Source organism: Paenibacillus sp. FSL P2-0136, assembly GCF_037975325.1.
GTDB lineage: Bacteria > Bacillota > Bacilli > Paenibacillales > Paenibacillaceae > Paenibacillus_AQ > Paenibacillus_AQ silagei.
This window is the reverse complement of sequence record NZ_CP150244.1, coordinates 4743704-4763148: the sequence shown is the minus strand read 5'-3', so window position 1 is coordinate 4763148 and position 19445 is coordinate 4743704. Positions and strand designations below refer to the sequence as shown.

General features: G+C 56.0%; 16 protein-coding genes. 6 read left to right on the top strand and 10 right to left on the bottom strand.

Translation table 11 applies throughout. From position 1 onward, the window contains the following. Positions 1-100: 100 nt before the first annotated feature. The gene (locus NYE26_RS20415) at positions 101-940 is read left to right on the top strand and encodes an MBL fold metallo-hydrolase (protein ID WP_339249655.1); all 840 of its coding nucleotides are present in this window, start codon (positions 101-103) and stop codon (positions 938-940) included. 3 nt (positions 941-943) lie between these two features. Here the strand turns inward: NYE26_RS20415 and NYE26_RS20410 are convergent, their stop codons facing one another. Further along, positions 944-1717, bottom strand: coding sequence for a DeoR/GlpR family DNA-binding transcription regulator (locus NYE26_RS20410; RefSeq protein WP_339249653.1), 774 nt, complete (start codon positions 1715-1717; stop codon positions 944-946). A gap of 321 nt (positions 1718-2038) precedes the next feature. Between NYE26_RS20410 and NYE26_RS20405 the strand changes: the two genes are divergently transcribed. From NYE26_RS20405 to fucU, 4 genes are read left to right on the top strand one after another with little or no spacing between them, the layout of a single operon-like run. Further along, positions 2039-3805, top strand: a complete 1767-nt coding sequence (locus tag NYE26_RS20405; protein ID WP_339249652.1) for an L-fucose isomerase — start codon at positions 2039-2041, stop codon at positions 3803-3805. A 24-nt stretch (positions 3806-3829) separates the two neighbouring features. Next, positions 3830-5440, top strand: a complete 1611-nt coding sequence (locus tag NYE26_RS20400) for a rhamnulokinase family protein (protein WP_339249651.1) — start codon at positions 3830-3832, stop codon at positions 5438-5440. A 42-nt stretch (positions 5441-5482) separates the two neighbouring features. After that, entirely contained in the window at positions 5483-6133 is a 651-nt protein-coding gene (locus NYE26_RS20395) for a class II aldolase/adducin family protein (RefSeq protein WP_036731751.1), read from the top strand. 23 nt (positions 6134-6156) lie between these two features. Beyond that, positions 6157-6597 carry an L-fucose mutarotase gene (gene fucU / locus NYE26_RS20390; RefSeq protein ID WP_036698546.1) on the top strand — a complete coding sequence of 147 codons (441 nt, stop codon included), beginning with the start codon at positions 6157-6159 and terminating at the stop codon, positions 6595-6597. A 1155-nt stretch (positions 6598-7752) separates the two neighbouring features. On the opposite strand, the gene NYE26_RS20385 is transcribed toward fucU, so the two are convergent. From NYE26_RS20385 to NYE26_RS20355, 7 genes are all read right to left on the bottom strand, one after another. Then, complete coding sequence (locus NYE26_RS20385) at positions 7753-8595, bottom strand: sugar phosphate isomerase/epimerase (protein WP_339249649.1); 843 nt, start codon at positions 8593-8595, stop codon at positions 7753-7755. A 288-nt stretch (positions 8596-8883) separates the two neighbouring features. After that, positions 8884-9597, bottom strand: coding sequence for a rhamnogalacturonan acetylesterase (locus NYE26_RS20380; RefSeq protein ID WP_339249647.1), 714 nt, complete (start codon positions 9595-9597; stop codon positions 8884-8886). A 17-nt stretch (positions 9598-9614) separates the two neighbouring features. Then, positions 9615-11036 (bottom strand): glucuronate isomerase, encoded by a 1422-nt coding sequence (gene uxaC / locus NYE26_RS20375; protein ID WP_339249645.1) that lies wholly within the window; start codon positions 11034-11036, stop codon positions 9615-9617. A 36-nt stretch (positions 11037-11072) separates the two neighbouring features. Then, complete coding sequence (locus NYE26_RS20370) at positions 11073-12560, bottom strand: altronate dehydratase family protein (RefSeq protein ID WP_036731758.1); 1488 nt, start codon at positions 12558-12560, stop codon at positions 11073-11075. Positions 12561-12623: 63 nt separating this feature from the next. Beyond that, positions 12624-14045: a tagaturonate reductase gene (locus NYE26_RS20365; protein WP_081751389.1), complete on the bottom strand. Its 1422-nt coding sequence runs from the start codon at positions 14043-14045 to the stop codon at positions 12624-12626. A 136-nt stretch (positions 14046-14181) separates the two neighbouring features. After that, positions 14182-15177, bottom strand: a complete 996-nt coding sequence (locus NYE26_RS20360) for a LacI family DNA-binding transcriptional regulator (RefSeq protein WP_036731763.1) — start codon at positions 15175-15177, stop codon at positions 14182-14184. Between the two features lie 215 nt (positions 15178-15392). Continuing rightward, a complete protein-coding gene (locus NYE26_RS20355) occupies positions 15393-15611 on the bottom strand; it encodes a hypothetical protein (RefSeq protein WP_081751390.1) in 219 nt (72 codons plus the stop codon). Positions 15612-15811: 200 nt separating this feature from the next. On the opposite strand from NYE26_RS20355, the gene NYE26_RS20350 reads away from it, so the two are divergent. Next, on the top strand, positions 15812-16921 hold the full coding sequence (locus NYE26_RS20350; RefSeq protein ID WP_339249641.1) for a hypothetical protein: 1110 nt from the start codon (positions 15812-15814) through the stop codon (positions 16919-16921). Positions 16922-17041: 120 nt separating this feature from the next. Here NYE26_RS20350 and NYE26_RS20345 read toward each other — a convergent pair whose 3' ends face one another. Together NYE26_RS20345 and NYE26_RS20340 are read right to left on the bottom strand one after the other, a co-directional pair. Beyond that, on the bottom strand, positions 17042-17944 hold the full coding sequence (locus tag NYE26_RS20345; protein WP_036731772.1) for a manganese catalase family protein: 903 nt from the start codon (positions 17942-17944) through the stop codon (positions 17042-17044). 74 nt (positions 17945-18018) lie between these two features. Continuing rightward, the gene (locus tag NYE26_RS20340) at positions 18019-19380 is read right to left on the bottom strand and encodes a metallophosphoesterase (RefSeq protein WP_339249639.1); all 1362 of its coding nucleotides are present in this window, start codon (positions 19378-19380) and stop codon (positions 18019-18021) included. Between the last annotated feature and the right edge of the window lie 65 nt (positions 19381-19445).

Here is a 19445-nt window from a genome sequence, read left to right as displayed (position 1 = left end):
ACAAGCGCTTCCATTTGTCTTCTCGCGGGTATAAACTAAACAGGGATGAAACAGCCAGCTATGATGAATGAGCGATAGAAGAGGAAGGGAGCAACCCGCTATGCCATTAGCAGGACCAGAATTAATCGAAGAAATCCGCAGCACAGAGGTGCCTTACGGCTGCCTGGCGGTCTGGTTTCTCGGACAAGCCAGCGTTATTGTCAAGGGCGCAGATGTAACCGTATATATTGACCCGTATGTATCACCGAACCCGGACCGCAGCTTCCCGCCGCCGGTTGCACCGGCAGATATTAAGAATATGGAGGTCTGCCTGATTACCCACGACCATTCGGATCATCTGGATGAGGAGGCCCTGCCCGTGCTTGCCGGGCTGAATCCGCAGGCGCAGTTCATGGCTCCGGCGGTCTGCCTGGAGCTTCTGCAGGAGCTGGGCATCCGCAAGGAGCGTCTGGCTGCTGCCCTGCCCGGTCAGGAGGCAGAGCCCGCACAAGGCTTGAAGGTATATCCGGTGGCAGCGGCGCATGAGCAAATGGACCGCGATGAACAGGGCAATCCCAAGTATGTCGGCTACATTCTGAAGCTGAATGGGGTGACGCTGTATCATGCCGGGGACACCGTGCTGTTCCCTGAGCTGATTGAGGAGGTAGGCAGCCGGAAGATCGATCTGGCGCTGCTGCCAATTAATGGACGCGATTATTACCGGGGAAGCCGCAATATCGTCGGCAATATGAATTACCGGGAAGCGGCGGAGTTCGCGGCGACCTCAGGCTTTGAGACTGTGGTGCCGCTGCATTATGACCTTTTCGCCGGCAACGCCGAGAATCCGGGCTATTTCGTGGATCACCTCTACCGCCACTTCCCGGAGCAGAAGTTCCATATGATGGCCAGAGCGGAACGGTTCGTGTACGTGTCAGCGCAGGCTTTTAAGCGTGAAAATTAAGACTTATTGTGAGTCAGCAGGGTAGAGCAGGGAGATCTGATACTTGGCAAGGAACTCCATCCATTCCTCAGACGGCCGCTGATCGGTGACGATATAATCGACCTTGTCGAAGCTGAACAGCCGGATGAAGGCGATCCGGTCGAACTTGGAATGGTCAGCCAGAAGGACCACCTTGCTCGCCTGCTGCTGCATCAGCACCTTAAGCTCGGTCTCCGCTTCGTTGGAATCACAGAGTCCGCCGGTCATGGAGAGCGCCTTGCAGCTGAAAATAGCCACATCCACATTATATTTCAGGATCGTCTGCGAGGCCGTAGGCCCTACGAAAGAGCTGGTCTCCGGCCCGAGCAGGCCCCCCGTGGAGATGAGCTTTTGCCCGGAATGCTGGAATTCTGACAATACCGCCAGGGAATTGGTGATGATGGTCAGATTTTTTTTGTCCTCGACGATTCTCCGCAAGCCTTCAAAAGCCGTTGTGCTGGTGTCCGTCATCACACTGTCCCCGTCATTAATCAGCTCCAGCAGCCTTGCCGCAATCATCCGCTTCGCTTCAATGTTGACCTGATGCCTGTGCGAGTAAGAGGGGTCCTCGTTGGTGTGGACGTTCAGAATCGCCCCGCCGTAATTCTTCTTGGCAATGCCCTCCTTGTCCAGCCGGTCGAGATCGCGCCGGATCGTCTCCTCCGATACACCGAATTTCTGCGCCAGATCCGCAACGTGAACCTTCTTATGCCTGTAGAGCTCATTAATGACCAGATCCCGCCGTTCAAAAGCCTTCATATCATGCCCACCCTTACGTTATGTAGTTGTATACAGTTTACTATAATCTGCTGCCTAACATAAATCCCACAATCACAAACAATTCCACAGTTCATCGAAATTATATCACACAAAACCACACAAAAACCAAATTTAAAGTGTGGAATGGTGTTGACTTTGCAGGTGAGTGATTCTATGATGTAGAGGAAATGGATTAGTCGGCGGCAAAAGACAAAAGGGTGCAGACCGCAGAGGCTGTATTTGGTAGCGCTTACTAATCGGAGCTATAGCTCCAGTGTAATGTTCTCATACCATTAACTAATGATCCGGGGAGGAACAGCAGTGACAGCAAAATATCCGAAGATTGGAATCCGGCCGACAATTGACGGCAGAAGACGCGGGGTGCGCGAATCGCTGGAGGCGCAGACGATGGGCATGGCGCAGCGCGTGGCGGCATTTTTGCAGGAGAATGTAAGGTATCCTGATGGCTCTCAGGTGGAATGTATCATTGCCGATTCTACGATTGGCGGTGTGAAGGAGGCTGCGGCGGCGGCGCAGAAGTTCGCGGGTGCAGGTGTAGGCGTATCCATTACAGTCACCCCGTGCTGGTGCTACGGATCGGAAACGATGGATATGGATGCGACAATCCCGCATGCGGTATGGGGTTTCAACGGAACGGAGCGCCCCGGGGCGGTATATCTGGCGGCAGTTCTATCTGCTTATGCGCAAAAAGGCATTCCGGCCTTCGGCATCTACGGAGAGGATGTCCAGGAATCCAGCAGCGAGGAGATCCCGGCGGATGTTCAGGTGAAGCTGCTGCAGTTCGCGAAGTCCGCGCTGGCGGCTGCTCTGATGAAGGGGAAGTCCTATCTGTCGATGGGCTCCGTGTCTATGGGGATTGCCGGTTCCATCGTCAACGAGCAGTTCTTCCAGGAATATCTCGGCATGCGCAATGAATACATCGATATGTCTGAATTTGTACGCAGATTTGAGGAAGGGATCTATGATCCCGAGGAGTTCGCGCGGGCGCTGGCCTGGGTGAAGGACAACTGCCGTGTGGGGGCGGATAATAACCCGCAGCATCTGCAGCTCAGTGAAGAGGTTAAGGAAGAGCAGTGGGAGACGGTTGTCAAAATGACGCTGATTGCCCGTGATCTCATGACCGGCAATCCGCAGCTTGCAAAGCTTGGCTTCGAAGAAGAAGCGAGTGGTCACAATGCCCTGCTGGGCGGCTTCCAGGGCCAGCGGCAATGGACCGACCATTTCCCGAACGGCGACTTCATGGAGACGATTCTGAACTCCTCGTTCGACTGGAACGGCAGACGGGCGCCTTATATCGTCGCCACCGAGAATGACAGCCTGAACGGGGTGACGATGCTGTTCAATTATCTGCTGACGAATACGGCGCAGATCTTTGCCGATGTGCGCACCTTCTGGAGTCCGGCTGCCGTGAAGCGAGTGACCGGGTATGACCTTGCGGGAGCGGCGGCAGGCGGTCTGCTGCATCTGATTAATTCGGGCTCGGCAGCGCTGGACGGCACCGGCGAGCAGAGCATTGACGGCAAGCCGGCGATCAAGCCGTTCTGGGACATCACGGATGAAGAGGCAGCTGCCTGTATCGCACAGACCCAGTTCCGCCCGGCTTCCCAGGAATACTTCCGGGGAGGCGGCTTCTCCACAGACTACCTGACCCGGGGCGGCATGCCGGTCACTATGGCCCGGCTCAATCTGGTCAAGGGTCTGGGACCCGTGCTCCAGCTGGTAGAGGGCTATACTGTTGAGCTGCCGGGAGAGGTTCATGAAACGCTCGACCAGCGCACAGACCCTACCTGGCCGACAACTTGGTTCGCTCCGAAGCTGACCGGTCATGGCTCCTTCCAGTCTGTCTACGATGTGATGAACAATTGGGGTGCCAATCACGGGGCGATCAGCTACGGACATATTGGCGCAGATCTCATTACGCTGGCCTCGATCCTGCGGATTCCGGTCAGTATGCATAACGTGGAAGAAACGCGGATTTTCCGCCCGCGCGTCTGGTCGCTGTTCGGCACAGAGAATCTGGAGAGTGCCGATTACAGAGCCTGCCGCAACTTTGGCCCGCTCTACTAATCCTCCACGTGAAGAGGTGGGAAGATGACAGAGGCGAAGACGCAAGTGATGGAGGTAACCGGTAACCAAGGAATCCGGCTGCTGGCCATCGACCTGGGAGCCAGCTCCGGCAGAGTGATGCTGGGATGCTACAGGGACGGAAAGGTGACGGTGGAGGAGATTCACCGCTTCCCTAACGGACCGGTAGAGGTCAACGGACATTTGCACTGGGATGTGCAGCGGCTGCTTGAGGAGATCAAGCAAGGGATTGCAGCAGCTGCGGCAAAGTATGGCCCTCTGCGCTCTCTGAGCGTGGATACCTGGGGAGTCGACTATGGCCTGCTGGATGAGCAGGGCGGGCTGCTGGACGCTCCGCATCATTACAGGGATCAGCGGGCGGCGGACTTCGCTTCAGTACTAGAGGCTGCGCTGCCTCCGGCAGAGCAATTCAAGCTGACGGGCAACCAGTCCAGCCCGATTAATACGGTGTATCAATTGTTTGCCGATCTTATGGCGAAGGCGGAGCTGCGGACAACCGCCAGACAGCTGCTGCTGATGCCGGATCTGTTCAATTATATGCTCAGCGGTGTGGCCGTGGCCGAGCAGACCATCTGGAGCACCAGCGGCCTGCTGAATCCGCAGTCCACAGCGCCTGCAGCCGAAGTGCTGCACAGGCTGGGGCTGCCGGTGACGCTTGTGCCCCGGCTGGTTCCGGCAGGCACGGTGCTGGGGGAGCTCCGGCCCGCACTCCAGGAAGAGCTGGGCAGCGGCCCGCTCCAGATCATCGCTGGAGCCTCACATGATACGGCTTCCGCCGTGGCGTCCATTCCTTACGGCGGATTCGACTCTAACTGCACCGATGCTAGCTGTGTCGGCCCTGGCAGCGCTGATCCTAGCAACGCCGATCTTAGCTCCCCAGATCCAAGCTCCGCCGGACCTGACCGGCCCGCCGGACTCAGCCCCACACTGCAGGATGCTGCATTCATCAGCTGCGGAACCTGGTCGCTGGTCGGCCTGGAGACGGCGGAGCCCATATTAAGCGATGCCGCCCGGGCCAGCGGCTTCACTAACGAGAGCGGCTTCGGCGGCACCAACCGGCTGCTGAAGAATATCACCGGCCTCTGGCTGCTCCAGGAGACCCAGCGGTGCTGGGCTGAAGCGGGGGAACCGCTCAGCCATCAGGAAGCCGCCGAGCTGGCCGGGCAGCTGGACCGGCCAAGTGCGTGCATAGCAGAGCTGGACCCGAACGATCCGCTCTTCAGCACGCCGGGCGATATGCCGCTGCGGATTGAATCCTACTGCATCCGCACCGGACAGCCGGTGCCGCAGACCCGGTCGGAGATCATCCGCTCGATTCTGGAGAGTCTGGCCCGGTCTTACGCGGATACGATCCGCGAGCTGGAGGCGCTCACCGGCCGTCCGATGCGCTGCATTCACATGGTCGGCGGCGGCATTCAGAACAAGCTGCTGTGCCAGCTGACGGCGGATTCCACCGGCAAAGAGGTTATTGCCGGACCGGTAGAGGCGAGTGCGATCGGCAACCTTTTGGTGCAATTGACGGCGCTCGGTGCAGTCGATCCCGCAGAGGTCCCAAGGGTGGCAGCCCGGTCCTGCTCAACGCTCCGGTACCAGCCGTCTTTAACACATCAGAACTGATAAGCTTCATACAGCAATCAAGTAGCAATCAAGGGGGCAATTATGAATAATCATGAAGAAGAACTACGGCGCCTAATCTGCGATATCGGCCGGAATCTGTTCAACAAGGATTTCATCGCGGCCAATGACGGCAATATCTCCGCCCGCCTGTCGGCCACCGAGGTCATTACTTCGCCCACAGGAGTCAGCAAAGGCTATCTGCAGCCGCATATGCTGGTCAAAGTCAATCTGCAGGGAGAGATCCTGGATGCAGCGGAGGGCTACCGGCCGTCCACGGAAGTGAAGATGCACCTGAAGATCTACAACGAGCTGCCGGAGATGGGCGGGGTGGTTCATGCGCATCCGCCGTATGCTACCGCTTTTGCCATCAAGGGTGAAGCTCTGGACAAAATGATGATGCCGGAATCCGTCATTGCCATGGGGGACATTCCACTGGCGGTATACGGGACGCCTTCGACCGAAGAGATCCCGGATTCGCTGACTCCCTTCCTGGGCAAGAAGACCGCAGTGCTGCTGGAGAGCCACGGGGCCCTGACCTGGGGCAAGGATGTAATGGCTGCTTATATGAACATGGAGCGGCTTGAGTATACAGCGAAGCTGACCTTCCTGACCCGCATGATCGGGGGAGAGCGTGAGCTGCCGCCGCACCGGATTGAGGAGCTGGTGGCGCTTAGATCATTCTACGGGATGTAATGAAGCCGAGAGGAGATAGGAATATGCTCAAAAAAATACCCAAACTGCTCTCCCCCGAGCTCGTCCGCACCCTGATGGAGATGGGCCACGGGGATGAGCTGGTGCTGGCGGATGCCAATTATCCGGGACATGCGCTGCATTCCCGGGTGCTGCGGGCTGACGGGATCGGTATCCCCCGGCTGCTTGACGCCATCCTGGAGCTGCTACCGCTGGATCATTATGCTCCGGCTCAGGCGGCCTTCATGGCTGTAGTGGAGGGAGACCCCACTGTCCCTGTGATATGGGACACGTACAAGGAGATTCTCACCCGGCATGATCCTGCGGTGCAGGTGGAGTATGAAGAGCGTTTCGACTTCTATGACCGCTCCAAGCACAGCTACGCCATTCTAATTACAGGGGAAGAGGCACTCTACGGGAACATTATACTCAAAAAAGGTGTGATTTCCCCCGAGGCCGGGGAATAGCGGCACCAAGCAACGGACCGCCCGGTTAACTATGGGCGGTCTTATTGCTATTTCTAAAGTGCTCCGCTTACGGGAGCACTCGTTTAGAGGACCGCTCACTTAGAGCAAATACCCTCAAATGTTGCAAGTTATGCAACCTGGCTACCCCGAAATAGGGGCCTGCCAGAGGATTGTTGCAGGAAATGCAGGAATGTGCAGGCCAAGATGCTTAGTTAGAGGAGGAATCCTGCCTTTTGTGCAACAATTCCAGCTATGAGTGTGTAAGTTGGGGGAGAAGCTGCAATTTGTGCAAGATTATTGGTGTTAGTTTGAAAGTCTATTGCTCGATTGCTTTGTTATGCTATTACTCTATTACTCTATTACTCTTACGCATAAAGTATCTGCCCACTGTACATTATAGTGCAGGAATCCAGCACAAGAATGCAGTACAAGTGCCTCATACGTCGATAAGGGGGCACTATTTATACTATACAGTAATTGTAATATGCGTCTGTGTGTAGAGAGGAGTATAAAGTTGGGACGCAATGTGCTGGCGCGAAGGTGAGTGGAGCAAATATGTGTGAAAAACCGAATACAATGGGCAGTAGTGAGGCACGTAGAGCAAATGTGTGCGAAAAATCGAATACAATAGGCAGTAGTGAGTCGAGTGGACCAAATGTGTGTGAAAAACCGAATTCATTGGGCTGCAGTGAGGCACGTAGAGCAAATGTGTATGGAAAACCGAATACATTGGGTAGTGAGGCAAGTGGAGCAAATGTGTGTGAAAAACTGAATACATTGGGTAGTCACAGGTGCGCGTAAATAGGATAAAGCCCAAAGAGAGCAACTGAGGAGCACAAGTGCCCCTGAAATCAGCACACGCAGGCGAAATGAGCAAATGAAGAGCACTAATGCCCCTGAAATCAGCACAGGCAGGCGAAATGAGCAAATGAAGAGCACTAATGCCCCTGAATTCGCGAATGTCCCAAAGGTGAGCGGATGGGTAAGGCAGAGGTAAGGACACCAACTGTGTGGACCGTATGACTCCTTATCTCATCTCTCATTCATTATCTCTCATTCATTATCTCTCATTCATTTTTCAGCATTCATCATCTCTAATCTCTCATCCAGCATCTCCCATCCATCCTCCCAACATCCATCCGCAGAGCACTTTTGTTAAACCTCGTTATACATTCTCCGCAGGAATTGCGCGCTGGCCTGGAGATGTTCCTCAGGAGTGCTCTCTAGCAGGCCCTGGATATGCGGGCGCTTATATTTCATGTAGCGGAGCAGCGGGGCGAAGTTCAGCATCCCTTGTCCGGCAGGAACGATGTCGATGGTGCCGTTCTTGACTGTGAAATCCTTCAGATGCAGGACCGCGATCCGGTCTCCGAGGAGCTCCAGCGCTTCTGCCACAATCTGCTCCTGCTGAAGGTAATTCTCCGGGGTCATCAGATTCGCAGCATCCAGTATAATTTGCAGGTTATTAGACGGTATAGTATCCAGCAGACGCCGGGCTAACGGGGCCGTGTAGAGCGGGTGGTTGACGCCTGCCTCGATGCCTACAGTTACTCCGAAGCGTTCGGCTTCAGCAACCATGGCGCTAACCGAGGCGACGACCTCCAGAAAAGCCTTCTCCGTGAAGTTATCCGGTGTATACCCCTGACCCACACTGCCGGTCTCTGTCCCTACCAGACTTGCGCCGAAGTCACGGGCCAGCCGCAGATGAGTATTGAAGTCGCTCAGCGCTTGCGCGCGCTTGGCAGGGTCAGCATCAATGATATTTACATAACAGCCGAGGACTGCAATCTTGATACCGGCTTGTCTGAAGGCATCGCCATAGTACGCAGCAGCACCCGGACTTAGTGCGCCAAGCTCCGCCACACTCTCCGGAAAAGATTTATGCAGCGCCAGCTGAATTGCCGGGAAGCCATGCTCCTTCAGCTTATCTATCAATTGCGGCAGCGGACACCGCTTGAAGTCATGGGCACGGACGCCCAGGTGAAATGGAACGGTCATAGGGTTAGACTCCTTTGTATTCAGATATAAGAGTTCGCATGGAGCGCCGATGGGCCGGTTTCCACTAAAAAGGCCGCCTGTGTCCGAAAGTGGTCACAGGCGGCCCGATCATACTGTCTGAGGATTGAAGCAACATGTAAGAGTGGCGAATAACGTGCGCTATGTTTGCGATGCCCCACAGGCTGATGCACAACCTATTCCGCACGACACACGTATCTGCTTCCCACAGCTACACCCGCAGATACGGGTGCAGTAGTTTCAGCCCCGCAGACTGCGCTAGCGTTTCCGCTACCTCGCCTGCCGACCCCCAGCTACACCCGCGCGCAGATACGGATGCAGCAGCTTCAGCTCCGCGCACTGTGCGAGCGCTTCGGCTACCAGCGCTGCGATCTGCTGCGCCCCGGAGCTGCAGAAATGCGTGTCATCGGTAATGCCGTCCGGGTAGTTGGGGCGTGCGCCCGGCGGCAGGTGCATGAACAGCCCGGCCGATGCATCCACTCCCAGTCTGCGGTAGAGCTGCTGGGAGGCGGCAAAAATATCAAGCAGAGGTGTTCCGGTCTCCCCTGCAACCTCCCGCATAACCTGCGGATAGAGTCCGACAGCCTGCGGGTCTGGTTCCCCGTCCGTAGTGAAGCGGCGGCGGCTCACGGAAGTCAGCAGTACAGGGAAGCTGCCCCGGCTGCGGGCGGAATCAATGAATAGCTGCAGATTCCGGCGGTATTCGGTATGCGGCTCCGTGTAACGGAGAGGGTCCTCCAGCTTCTGGTCATTATGGCCGAACTGGATCAGCAGGAAATCTCCGGGGATGAAGTCCCGTTCCATATCTGTCAGCCTTCCCTCAGCCAGGAAGGAGCGTGTGCTCCGTCCGTTGATGGCCCGGTTCTCAATCTGCACCTTCCGGCTGACATACTGCTGCAGGTACTCGCCCCATCCGGCCATTGGCCATTCCCCGCCGCCCTTCTGGGCGGCGGTAGAGTCTCCGGCGATATAGATAGTCGGCATCTTCAGCATGCCTCCATCTAGACGGTGACTCCGGCTTCGCTGCCGGCAGTCTGGAAGCCGAAATATCCGGCTGCGTTATTGTAGGAGATATCCCGGACCATAGCCCCCAGAACTTCTAGGTCATCCGGCGCTTCCCCGCGTTCGGCGAGTTCACCGAGCAGCCCGCACAGGACCCGGCGGAAATATTCATGCCGGGTATACGACAGGAAGCTGCGCGAATCGGTCAGCATGCCGACGAAGTTGCCGAGCAGGCTGTTCTCAGCCAGCAGGGTCAGCTGCTGGCGCATGCCGCTGCGCGTATCGTTGTACCACCAGCCGGAGCCAAGCTGGAGCTTGCCGGGGGTGTCCTTCTGGTAGCAGCCCAGCAGAGCCAGCAGGGCAGGGTAGTCGCCGGGATTCAGCGAGTAGAGGATCGTCTTCGGCAGGCCGCTGCCGCTCTCGGCCCGGTCAAGCAGCTGCGACAGCGCTGTGGTCAGCGGCAGATCGTTGATGCCGTCATAGCCGGTATCCGGTCCCAATCGCTGGAACATCGGCGTGTTATTGTTGCGGTAAGCATGCAGGTGAAGCTGCATGGTCCAGCCCTTGTCATGATAGAAGCCGATCAGCGCGGTCAGCAGCTCTGTGCGGTAGCGGGTGATTTCCTCCGGTGATAGCACAGCACCCTGCATTCTTTTGGCGAATATAGCTTCAACGATCTCAGGCGCACCTGCTTCGTAACGCAGGATATCCAGCGCATGGTCCGACAGGCGGCAGCCCTGCTCGTGGAAGAAAGCAACCCGGTTACGCAGGGCATCCAGCAGCCCGGCATAGCTCTTGACCGGCAGGCCGGAGGCCGACTCCAGCTTAAGGGTCCAGGCGGCGAAGCCTTCGGCATCGATGTTCAGCGCCTTGTCAGGACGGAAGGTCGGGAACACCTGGAAGGCGGTCTCACTCCCCTGCAGCAGCTTGTGATACTCCAGGGAATCTGCCGGATCATCGGTGGTGCAGATCACCTTGACTTCGCTGCTGCGGATCAGGCCGCGCCGGGTGAAGCCCGGTTCAGCCAGCTTGCGGTTGACCTTCTCCCAGATGGCCGGCGCCGTGGCTTCATTCAGCAGCTCCTCTACACCGAAGAAACGGCGGAGCTCCAGATGCGTCCAGCTATACAGAGGGTTGCCTACTGCCTTAGGCAGTGTGCGGGCCCAGGCCAGAAATTTATCATAATCAGAGGCATCGCCGGTAATATGCGATTCAGGAACGCCGTTCGCACGCATCAGCCGCCATTTGTAATGATCGCCGTACAGCCAGGCTGCGGTCAGATTCTCAAAGGGCTGGTCCTCATAGATTTCGCGCGGGTCCAGATGGCAATGGTAATCGATAATGGGCATGGTTTTGGCGTGATTATGAAAGAGTAGCCGTGCTGTTTCGCCGGACAACATGAAGTCCTCGTTTAGGAACATGAGTAGGATCTCCCTTTGAATGGATTGGAATAAGTTCTACAAGGTAACGCCTGTTTTGAAAATAGCCAGCTCACGCACTTCATTCTGCTCGTTCCGTGTTTTTTGGCCGCTGGCGACATCAATGATATACGTGATGAATTCCTCCAGCACATCGGCCATCGGCGTTTCCAGCAGGGGGCCTGCGTTGAAGTCCATCCAGTGGCCTTTTTTGGCAAAAAGGTCGTTGTTCGTTGCTATCTTAACCGTAGGCACAAAGCTGCCGAAAGGCGTGCCGCGGCCGGTGGTGAACAGCACGAGCTGGCAGTCGGAAGCGGCAAGCGCAGACGCAGCGACCAGATCGTTGCCGGGAGCCTGTAAGAGGCTCAGCCCTTTTTTGCGCAGCTTCACGCCATACTGCAATACATCCACCACCGGCGACGAACCGGCCTTCTGGGTGCAGCCGAGCGATTTGTCCTCCAGTGTGCTGATGCCGCCGGCTTTGTTGCCGGGAGACGGATTCTCATAGACAGGCTCGCCGTAAGAGAGGAAATACTGCTTGAAGTTATTGATCAGCGAGACGATATCATCATAGACCTCCTTGCTCTCAGCGCGGGCCATCAGCACCTTCTCCGCACCGAACATTTCCGGCACCTCTGTCAGCACCGAGGTTCCGCCCTGAGAGATGATGAAGTCGGAGAATGCGCCCAGCAGCGGGTTGGCCGTAATGCCGGAGAATCCGTCCGAGCCACCGCATTTCAGCCCGATGTTCAGCTCACTGAGCGGAACCGGCTCACGAACGTCGTTCGCAGCGGCTTCATACAGCTCCTCCAGCAGCACAAGACCGGCTTCCAGCTCATTGCCTACCTCCTGGGCCACCAGGAACTTAACCCGGGACCCGTCATAATCGCCCAGCATGCTGCGGAACTCGGAGACGATATTGTTCTCGCAGCCAAGGCCGAAGACGAGTACACCGCCTGCATTGGGATGATTAACGGCATCGAGCAGAATGCTGCGGGTCATGCGGTGATCATCGCCCAGCTGGGAGCAGCCGTAAGGATGCTTCAGCACGGTCAGGTTGTCGAATCCGCCAAGATCGGGATGCTCGGCCTTGAACTCCTGAAGCATCTGCTCGGCAACGCCGTTCACACAGCCCACGGTCGGAATAATGAACAGATCATTACGGATGCCCACCTTGCCGTTACTCCGCCGGTACCCCTGGAAGGTCAAATCACGGCGCGGATAAATCACCGGATGGACATCAGGCACATACTCGTATTCTTCCTCCCCGGACAGATTGGTTTTGATGTTATGCGTATGAATCCAGTCGCCTGCGGCAATCGGAGCCGTGGCATGGCCGATCGGGGAACCGTATTTGGTAATGATGTCTCCGCTGCTGAAACCGGTCAGGGCAATCTTATGCCCCTGCGGAATCTCCTGGGCGGCCTGAAGCGTTAGTCCGTCTATCGTGAGTTCTTCTCCGGCAGCAATCGGCCGTAAGGCTACAGCTACCGTATCTCTCGGGTTCATTTTCATTAAGTTTTTCATGTTGGCCCTCCTAAAAGTTTGTAAGCTGCGCTTCTCTGAACTTCTTCGTGCAAACTCGCCGGTTCAGCCGACGAGTTCCTGTAATGCTGCGCGGGAATCTTCATGCTCCAGCTGATGCAAATGGGCGGCTATCGCATCAGCCAGTCCCGGCAGCAGGGTAAGATCCTGTCCCCACAGGCTGCTGTCGCCAAGAATGGTGTTCACGAAGCTGGCCGGCTGGCTCCAGGCCTGATCGAACACTGCCAGTACCTCTGCGCCGTCCTGCCGGCGAATACGGTCGCCCCGGTAGCTGAGCAGCAGGGCGGCGAAGGCGAGGGTCATCCGCTCCGGAAGCTGGCCGCGTTCCTGCTGGTAGCGAAGCAGAACCGGGAGCAGGCGGGCCTTGAATTTGGAAATGCTGTTGAGCGAGATGGAGGTCAGCTCATGGCGGATGAACGGATTGCGGAAGCGCTCCTGTACGGCATCGGCGTATGACAATAGCTGCCCGGCAGGCAGATCCAGCATAGGGATCAGCTCCTCTTCAATCAACTGCTTCACGAAGCGGGAGAAGGTACCGTCATTCATGACGTCTTCAACCGTCTCAAGACCGGCGAGCAGGCCCAGAGGGACCATAGCGGTATGCGGTCCGTTCAGCAGATGAACCTTGCGTTCGCGGTAAGGCGTCATATCCGGTGTCACCACGACATTCAGTCCGGCCTTAGCCAGCGGCAGGCGCTCTGTCAGAGACTCCGGTCCTTCAATGACCCAGAAGAGGAACGGCTCTGCGGTTACCATTACGTCATCAAGATAGCCGAGCTCAGCTTCGAGGGCGGCAGCCTGGTCACGCGGATAACCAGGGACAATCCGGTCCACCAGACTGCAGCAGAAGGTATTCTCGGACTTTAGCCATTGGAGGAATTCTGCACCAAGATTCCAGTCAGCCGCATAACGTTCTACGATCTCCAGTAATTTCTCGCCGTTGCGGTCAATCAGCTCGCAGGGGATAATGACGAAGCCTTTCTTGCCAAGCTCGAAGCGGCGGTGGAGCAGCGCAGTCAGCTTGCCCGGGAAGCTCTTAGGGGGGGCATCGTCTGCGCGGTCGCCTGGAAGATAGGCAATGCCGGCTTCGGTAGTATTGGAGGTGATGAACTCCAGATCATCATTCTCGGCGAGCGCGAGATAAGCTTCATAATCCATGTATGGGTTAATCACCCGGCTGACCGAGCTGATAATTTCGCGGGAATTGACGGTCTCGTTGTCCATGATGCCATTAAGCAGTACGGTGTAGAGGTTGTCTTGAGCGGCCATCAGATCAGCTACGCCTCCGGTTCCCTGCGCAATGGGCTGAATGAGGACAGCGCTTCCGTTGAACAGACCCTGATTGTTCATTTGCTGCAGCTGCCAGTCTACGAACGCACGCATGAAGTTGCCTTCGCCGAACTGAATCATCCGTTCCGGATGGAGGGTTAGCCCTGGGTGAGTGCTTCTGGATAAACGGTTTGTCATAGTGGTCATGATCTCCTTTAAAATACAGTGATAATTTGCACACGTTAACATTTTATTTTAAGCAAGATCCGGAATTCCTTCTCTTGTCCAGGAAGGCTCCGTATCTGCAGAAAATAGCGGGTAGGTTGAAATAGAGTTATACTTCTGCAACCGTATCCCTTACCACCAGCGAAGTCTTAACGAACAGCTGCTGCGGTGGAGTCTCCGGCTGCTGAAGCAGCTGGATCAGCATGGTAATGCCGAGCTCACTGATCTCGGCAATCGGCTTGCGGACCGTGGTCAGGGCAGGATTCGTATAGCGGGCGAACATCATATCATCGAAGCCGATCAGTGAGATCTGCTCCGGCACCTGCACCTTGTGGGCATAGCAGGCATTCATGGCGCCAATCGCCATATCATCATTGGAGCAGAACACAGCCGTAGGCCGGTCCTCCAGGCTAAGCAGCTTGCTCATCGCCGCATATCCGCTCTCAATGCTGTAATCTCCCGGGGCAAAATAATCAGGGTTCAGCGGAAGCCGGCCTGCAATCAGACTGTCCAGGAAGCCCTGCTTACGTTCGCTTGAGGACTTGAAGCCGGGCTTGCCTTCAATAATAGCCAGCTTGCGGTGACCCTGCTGCACAGCATAATCAATCGCTTCCTTGACGCCTTCGCGGTCATTGGCGACCACGTTCATGATGCCGGGGTCCTCCAGTTGGCGGTTCAGCACCACTAGCGGAATGCCGGTCTTCTTCACATGATAGATGAAGGCATTGTCTTCATCGCTCTGGCTCATGACCAGAATGCCGTCGAAGCGCTGCGGCTGAATATTGCTGAAATGCTGCACACCGTCGATCCCGTTCACCGTCAGATTATAGTTCTCATCGAGAATGTGCGTAATGCCTTTGATGGCATCCACCAGGAAGCTTGAGGAAGTCCCCTGCTCAATACTGGAGAAGAACAGGCCGATGATGAACGATCTTTTGGTGACCAGGCTCTTGGCACTGTAATTGGGCACATAATTCATTTCGGCGGCAATCCGTTCAATCTTATCCCGGGTGGCCTTCTTGATCAGCGGGTTGCCGTTCAGCGCCCTCGATACAGTAGTATGGGACACACCGGCAACACGGGCAATATCTTTGATGGTAATCATAGGTTCTCCCCGGGTACATGGAATTGTTAACGATTTCAGTTTAGTTCTCCAGCAGCGTCAAGTCAATAGTTTATTGGAATGCACACGTTAATATTTTGTGAAAAGTCAACGCAAAAACAGACCCGGATCAGGGTCCAGGGTCTGCGTTTGAAGAGGGGAGGGAGGATCACAGGCGAGCGCTGCTTCTCCTCTGATGAAGAGACCCCGAAGCCTTCTCAGGCATGGTTGTGCTGGAATTTCGTAATATCGCGGGCGTAATGCGAGGTGGAGCCGTCGAATCTTTTCAGCCGGACATACTCATCAGAGAATTTGTCAACGACTCCGCTGCCTACCTGGGAGTACATTCCGTCAGGGTCAAGCTGGAGGGCGGATACGAAGGTCTGTGACAGTGCGGCTACGAAAAAGTCAATGTTTTTAACAAGTGTCTGTGGCAAAAGTCCCAGTCCTTTCATCAAATAAGTTCATCGTCAGCGGAAAAAACTTAAATCTTATTGTACGACAGGCTGCCGGATTTGAACATAGGCTATACTTGGTGTATATATATCCAGCCGAAAGTTGACACAGGGATGTCCGGTTCGTATGGTATGCTCTCATTATAAGAGAATCCAATTACATCAGCAGGAGGAATTCAAGAATGGCCGAACCCCTGAAAGCAATGTACAACCAAGAATTCCTGCATAGCCTGGGAATGAAGATTAAAGCCGTCTACGGTTCGTTCGAGCTAGGCCGTTTCATGGCTGAGGCGATGAGGGAGCCGTGGGAGGAGTTGGAGCTGAAGGCACGGATGCGGAGGATTACAGAGACACTGGGCAGCTGCCTGCCCCCGGACTATGAGGAAGCGCTGAAGATATTGTATGCGATAGATAAGGACTGTGTCGGCTTCCCGTATCTGATTTTCCCGGATTTCGTAGAGGTGTATGGCGGAGGTGAGGAGCACTGGGAGCTGTCGATGGAGGCGCTGGAGCGGTTCACCCCGAAGTCCTCGGCGGAATTTGCCGTCAGGCCGTTCCTGCTGCGTGACCCGCAGCGGATGATGGCTCAAATGCTGGTCTGGGCGGAGCATCCGGGGGAGCATGTGCGGCGGCTCGCCAGCGAGGGCAGCCGTCCCCGCCTGCCCTGGGGCCAGGCATTGCCGATGTTCAAGCGCGATCCGTCTCCGCTATTGCCGCTGCTGGAGAAGCTGAAGGCTGACCCGTCACTCTATGTGCGCAAAAGTGTAGCCAACAACCTGAACGATATCGCGAAGGATCACCCTGATATCGTGATAGCTACCGCCCGCCGCTGGCTGGGCAGTAATGTAAATACGAACTGGATTGTGCGGCATGGCTGCCGCTCTCTGATCCGCAAGGCGGACCCTGAGATCATGGAGCTGTTCGGATATGCCCCGGAGGAGAGCGGCACCCCGCTGGTCAGCTCGGCTGTCCTAACGGCCGAACCGGCCGAGCTGCGGATTGGGGAGCACTGTGAGCTGCAATACACTCTGACGATCCGGGAGGGCGGTCCGGTGCACATCCGTATTGAATACGGAATCAACTTCGTCAAGGCCGGCGGCAAGACCTCGCGCAAGCTGTTTCTGTTATCCGACAAAACCGTGCCCGGCGGCACCAGACTCTCCGGTACAAGGACCCACCGCTGGGCCAACCTGACTACACGGAAGCACTATCCCGGAGAGCATACCCTTGTGCTGCTTGTGAATGGGCGGGCTGTTGCCGATACCTCACTGCTGCTTGAGCCGGAGTTATAAGGCAGAGATCTTAGAAGTATCCATACCCAAACAAAGCGGATGTTCCGGCAGCCAGTTCATGGCTTCCGGGACATCCGCTTCTCTATCGGTGCTATTATCCGCTAGGCTTGGCTCAAGCTGCTAGTCATGAATATTCCCGGCCATTTTCAGCCGTTTGGCAATCTCCTTGAATTCCTCGGCAGAGATGCCCGGTGCGAATTCTTCCTTCACTTCCGGGGCCTCGGGGATAGGGAAGCCTTCCGGTACGCCCTGAATGACCTCAAGCGGCAGCCCGTCCTCCGGGTGAGTCCCCTTCCAGATCTGGTCAATGGAGCTGAAATCCTTATCGCTCCAGGTGTACAGCTTCGTATGAACGCCTTTTTCCTCGTACTTTCTGGCTTCATTGAAAGCTTTGTTGTCCAAGGAAGGAATGGGCACCAGCTTGGTAACATTGACGCCTGTGGCAATCTCCAGCGCCTTGGCGTAAGCGACCACGTGAACACCTCCACGGACAAGCAGGAAGCCGACTACCGCCCGGGCTGCAGGGTGGTCGGTCATTTCGTAGACCTTCATTTTATGGGTTCTGGCCCCGCACTCCAGGAAGAAGTTATGAAGCAGGTCCTCCACCAGATTACCGCTGTTGAACACATTAGCTCCGGTCCATGGATTGCCCATCGAATCGAACGGCATGGCCCCCTGTGCGCCTGCCAGGAAATGATAAGACAGCCGTGCGTCTTTGACATCCGCAAGCGGTGTGGAATCCGGTTTCTTATAAGCCGTGGAACCTCTTAGACATTTGTTCACGGCGTGGGAGACCAGCTCAACATGGCCCAGCTCTTCGGCGGTAATGCTCATTACCAGGTCGTAGAAGGGCTTCAGCTTGTCCTTGGACCGGAAGTTGAAGGACTGGTACAAGTAGTTATTGAGTGTTGACATCTCACCGAATTTGCCTCCGAGCAGCTCTTGTACGGCTGCTGCAGCATTAGGATCTGGTTTCTCGACGTCCGGGATTTCAATCATAATCTCATCCATACGTGTGAACATGGTGATTATCATCTCCTCAGCAGTAGGTGTAAGCATACTTGTCTATTTTACACCTATTTCCAGTTTTTCAAACATCACCGCTGAGGAAGCTGGACATGCAGTTCATGATTGTTCTTCGGCTGCTGCGAGGCCATCTCCAGAACATAGCTTCTCGTTCCACTTGGCGGGGCGTCTTGCCAGAGCCGGTAGCCTTCTGTGGCGGTCACGGCTGCATTGTCCGTACTAGCAGAGCCTGCAAAGTAATTCTCGTTCAGCCTTCCCACAACGTCAGCCATTTGCTTCAGCGCAGCCTCCGTATAACGGGCGTAAGCGGGGTCTTCAGCCAGACGGTAATAACTCCGGGTGGCAGACCGCTTGCGGAAGTTGGCTTCACTGTAGGCTCTGAAGTCCAGCAGATTTGGATCGGTATTGCCGGAGGCTGCTGCCCATTGCTCCATCCCTAATCTTGCCGTGCTGTAATCCAGAGTCTGACGGGCGGAGGAATAGGTTAAGAGTCCGTATTGATGGGGAAAAACAGATAAAGCACTGCTGGCGATGTCATAGATACGCTCCCCGTCATGGCTATATTCACTGATGTCCTGAATGTGTATATGCCCGCTGAGAACCGTCCGTACACCACTCTGCATCAAGGCCTCTGTAACCTTGGCATGGTCCTCTACAGTGAAGCCCTCCTGAATGAATTCACTGTGATTCAGCAGGCTGTGATGCATGACCGTCACGAGCTGCGCGCCTGCGGCAGCGGCCTTCGCGCCGCAGGCAGCGATCCATTCCAGGGTCCGGTCACTCACCCGGCCCTCCAGCTGGGGATGGCCCAGCGCTTTATTGTCTCCGTACTGTGCAGTATCCAGCATGAGCAGCCACAGCTCCTCCGAAGGGGCAGCCAGATAACTGAGCGAATCCTCGTCTCTCAGCAGGGCCTCATCATAACCGAAGCTGCCATAGATCTGGCGGAATGCCTTGGCGCTCACGGAATCTGTGACGTATTGGCGCTTATCGCGGAAGCTCCGGGCCCAGGGATTCCGGATATCATGATTGCCCGGGATCACATAGATCCGGGTTCCGGTGTCTTGCTCAATGCGCTTCAGATGTCCGGCCAGCTCCTTATGGCTGGCTTCTTCCCCGTTGTTGCTGAGATCCCCGCTGATAATCACCACATCCGGCTTGCGGATTCCGATATCATAGCCCAGCGCCTCCAGCATTTCCTTGCTGTAGCCGAGCTGCTTGCCGTCACCGGCAGCCAGAAACTGCTGGAAGGCAGGTCCGAGATCCCTTAGCTCCTGCGCTAAATAATGGGTGTCACTCGTTGTCAGAATCCTCAGATCATGGCCGGACTGAATCCGGTATTGCGGCTCCGGCTCCGCTACATCCTGTCCGCCGCAGGAGGAGAGCATCAGGAGCAGAAGGGGAAGGATAGCATACTTATGGATGAACTTCATTAGGCCAGCACCTCTTTTCGCGGGCAACAACAAGAAAAAGGGGTATTCTCCCCGGCCGCTTGCCC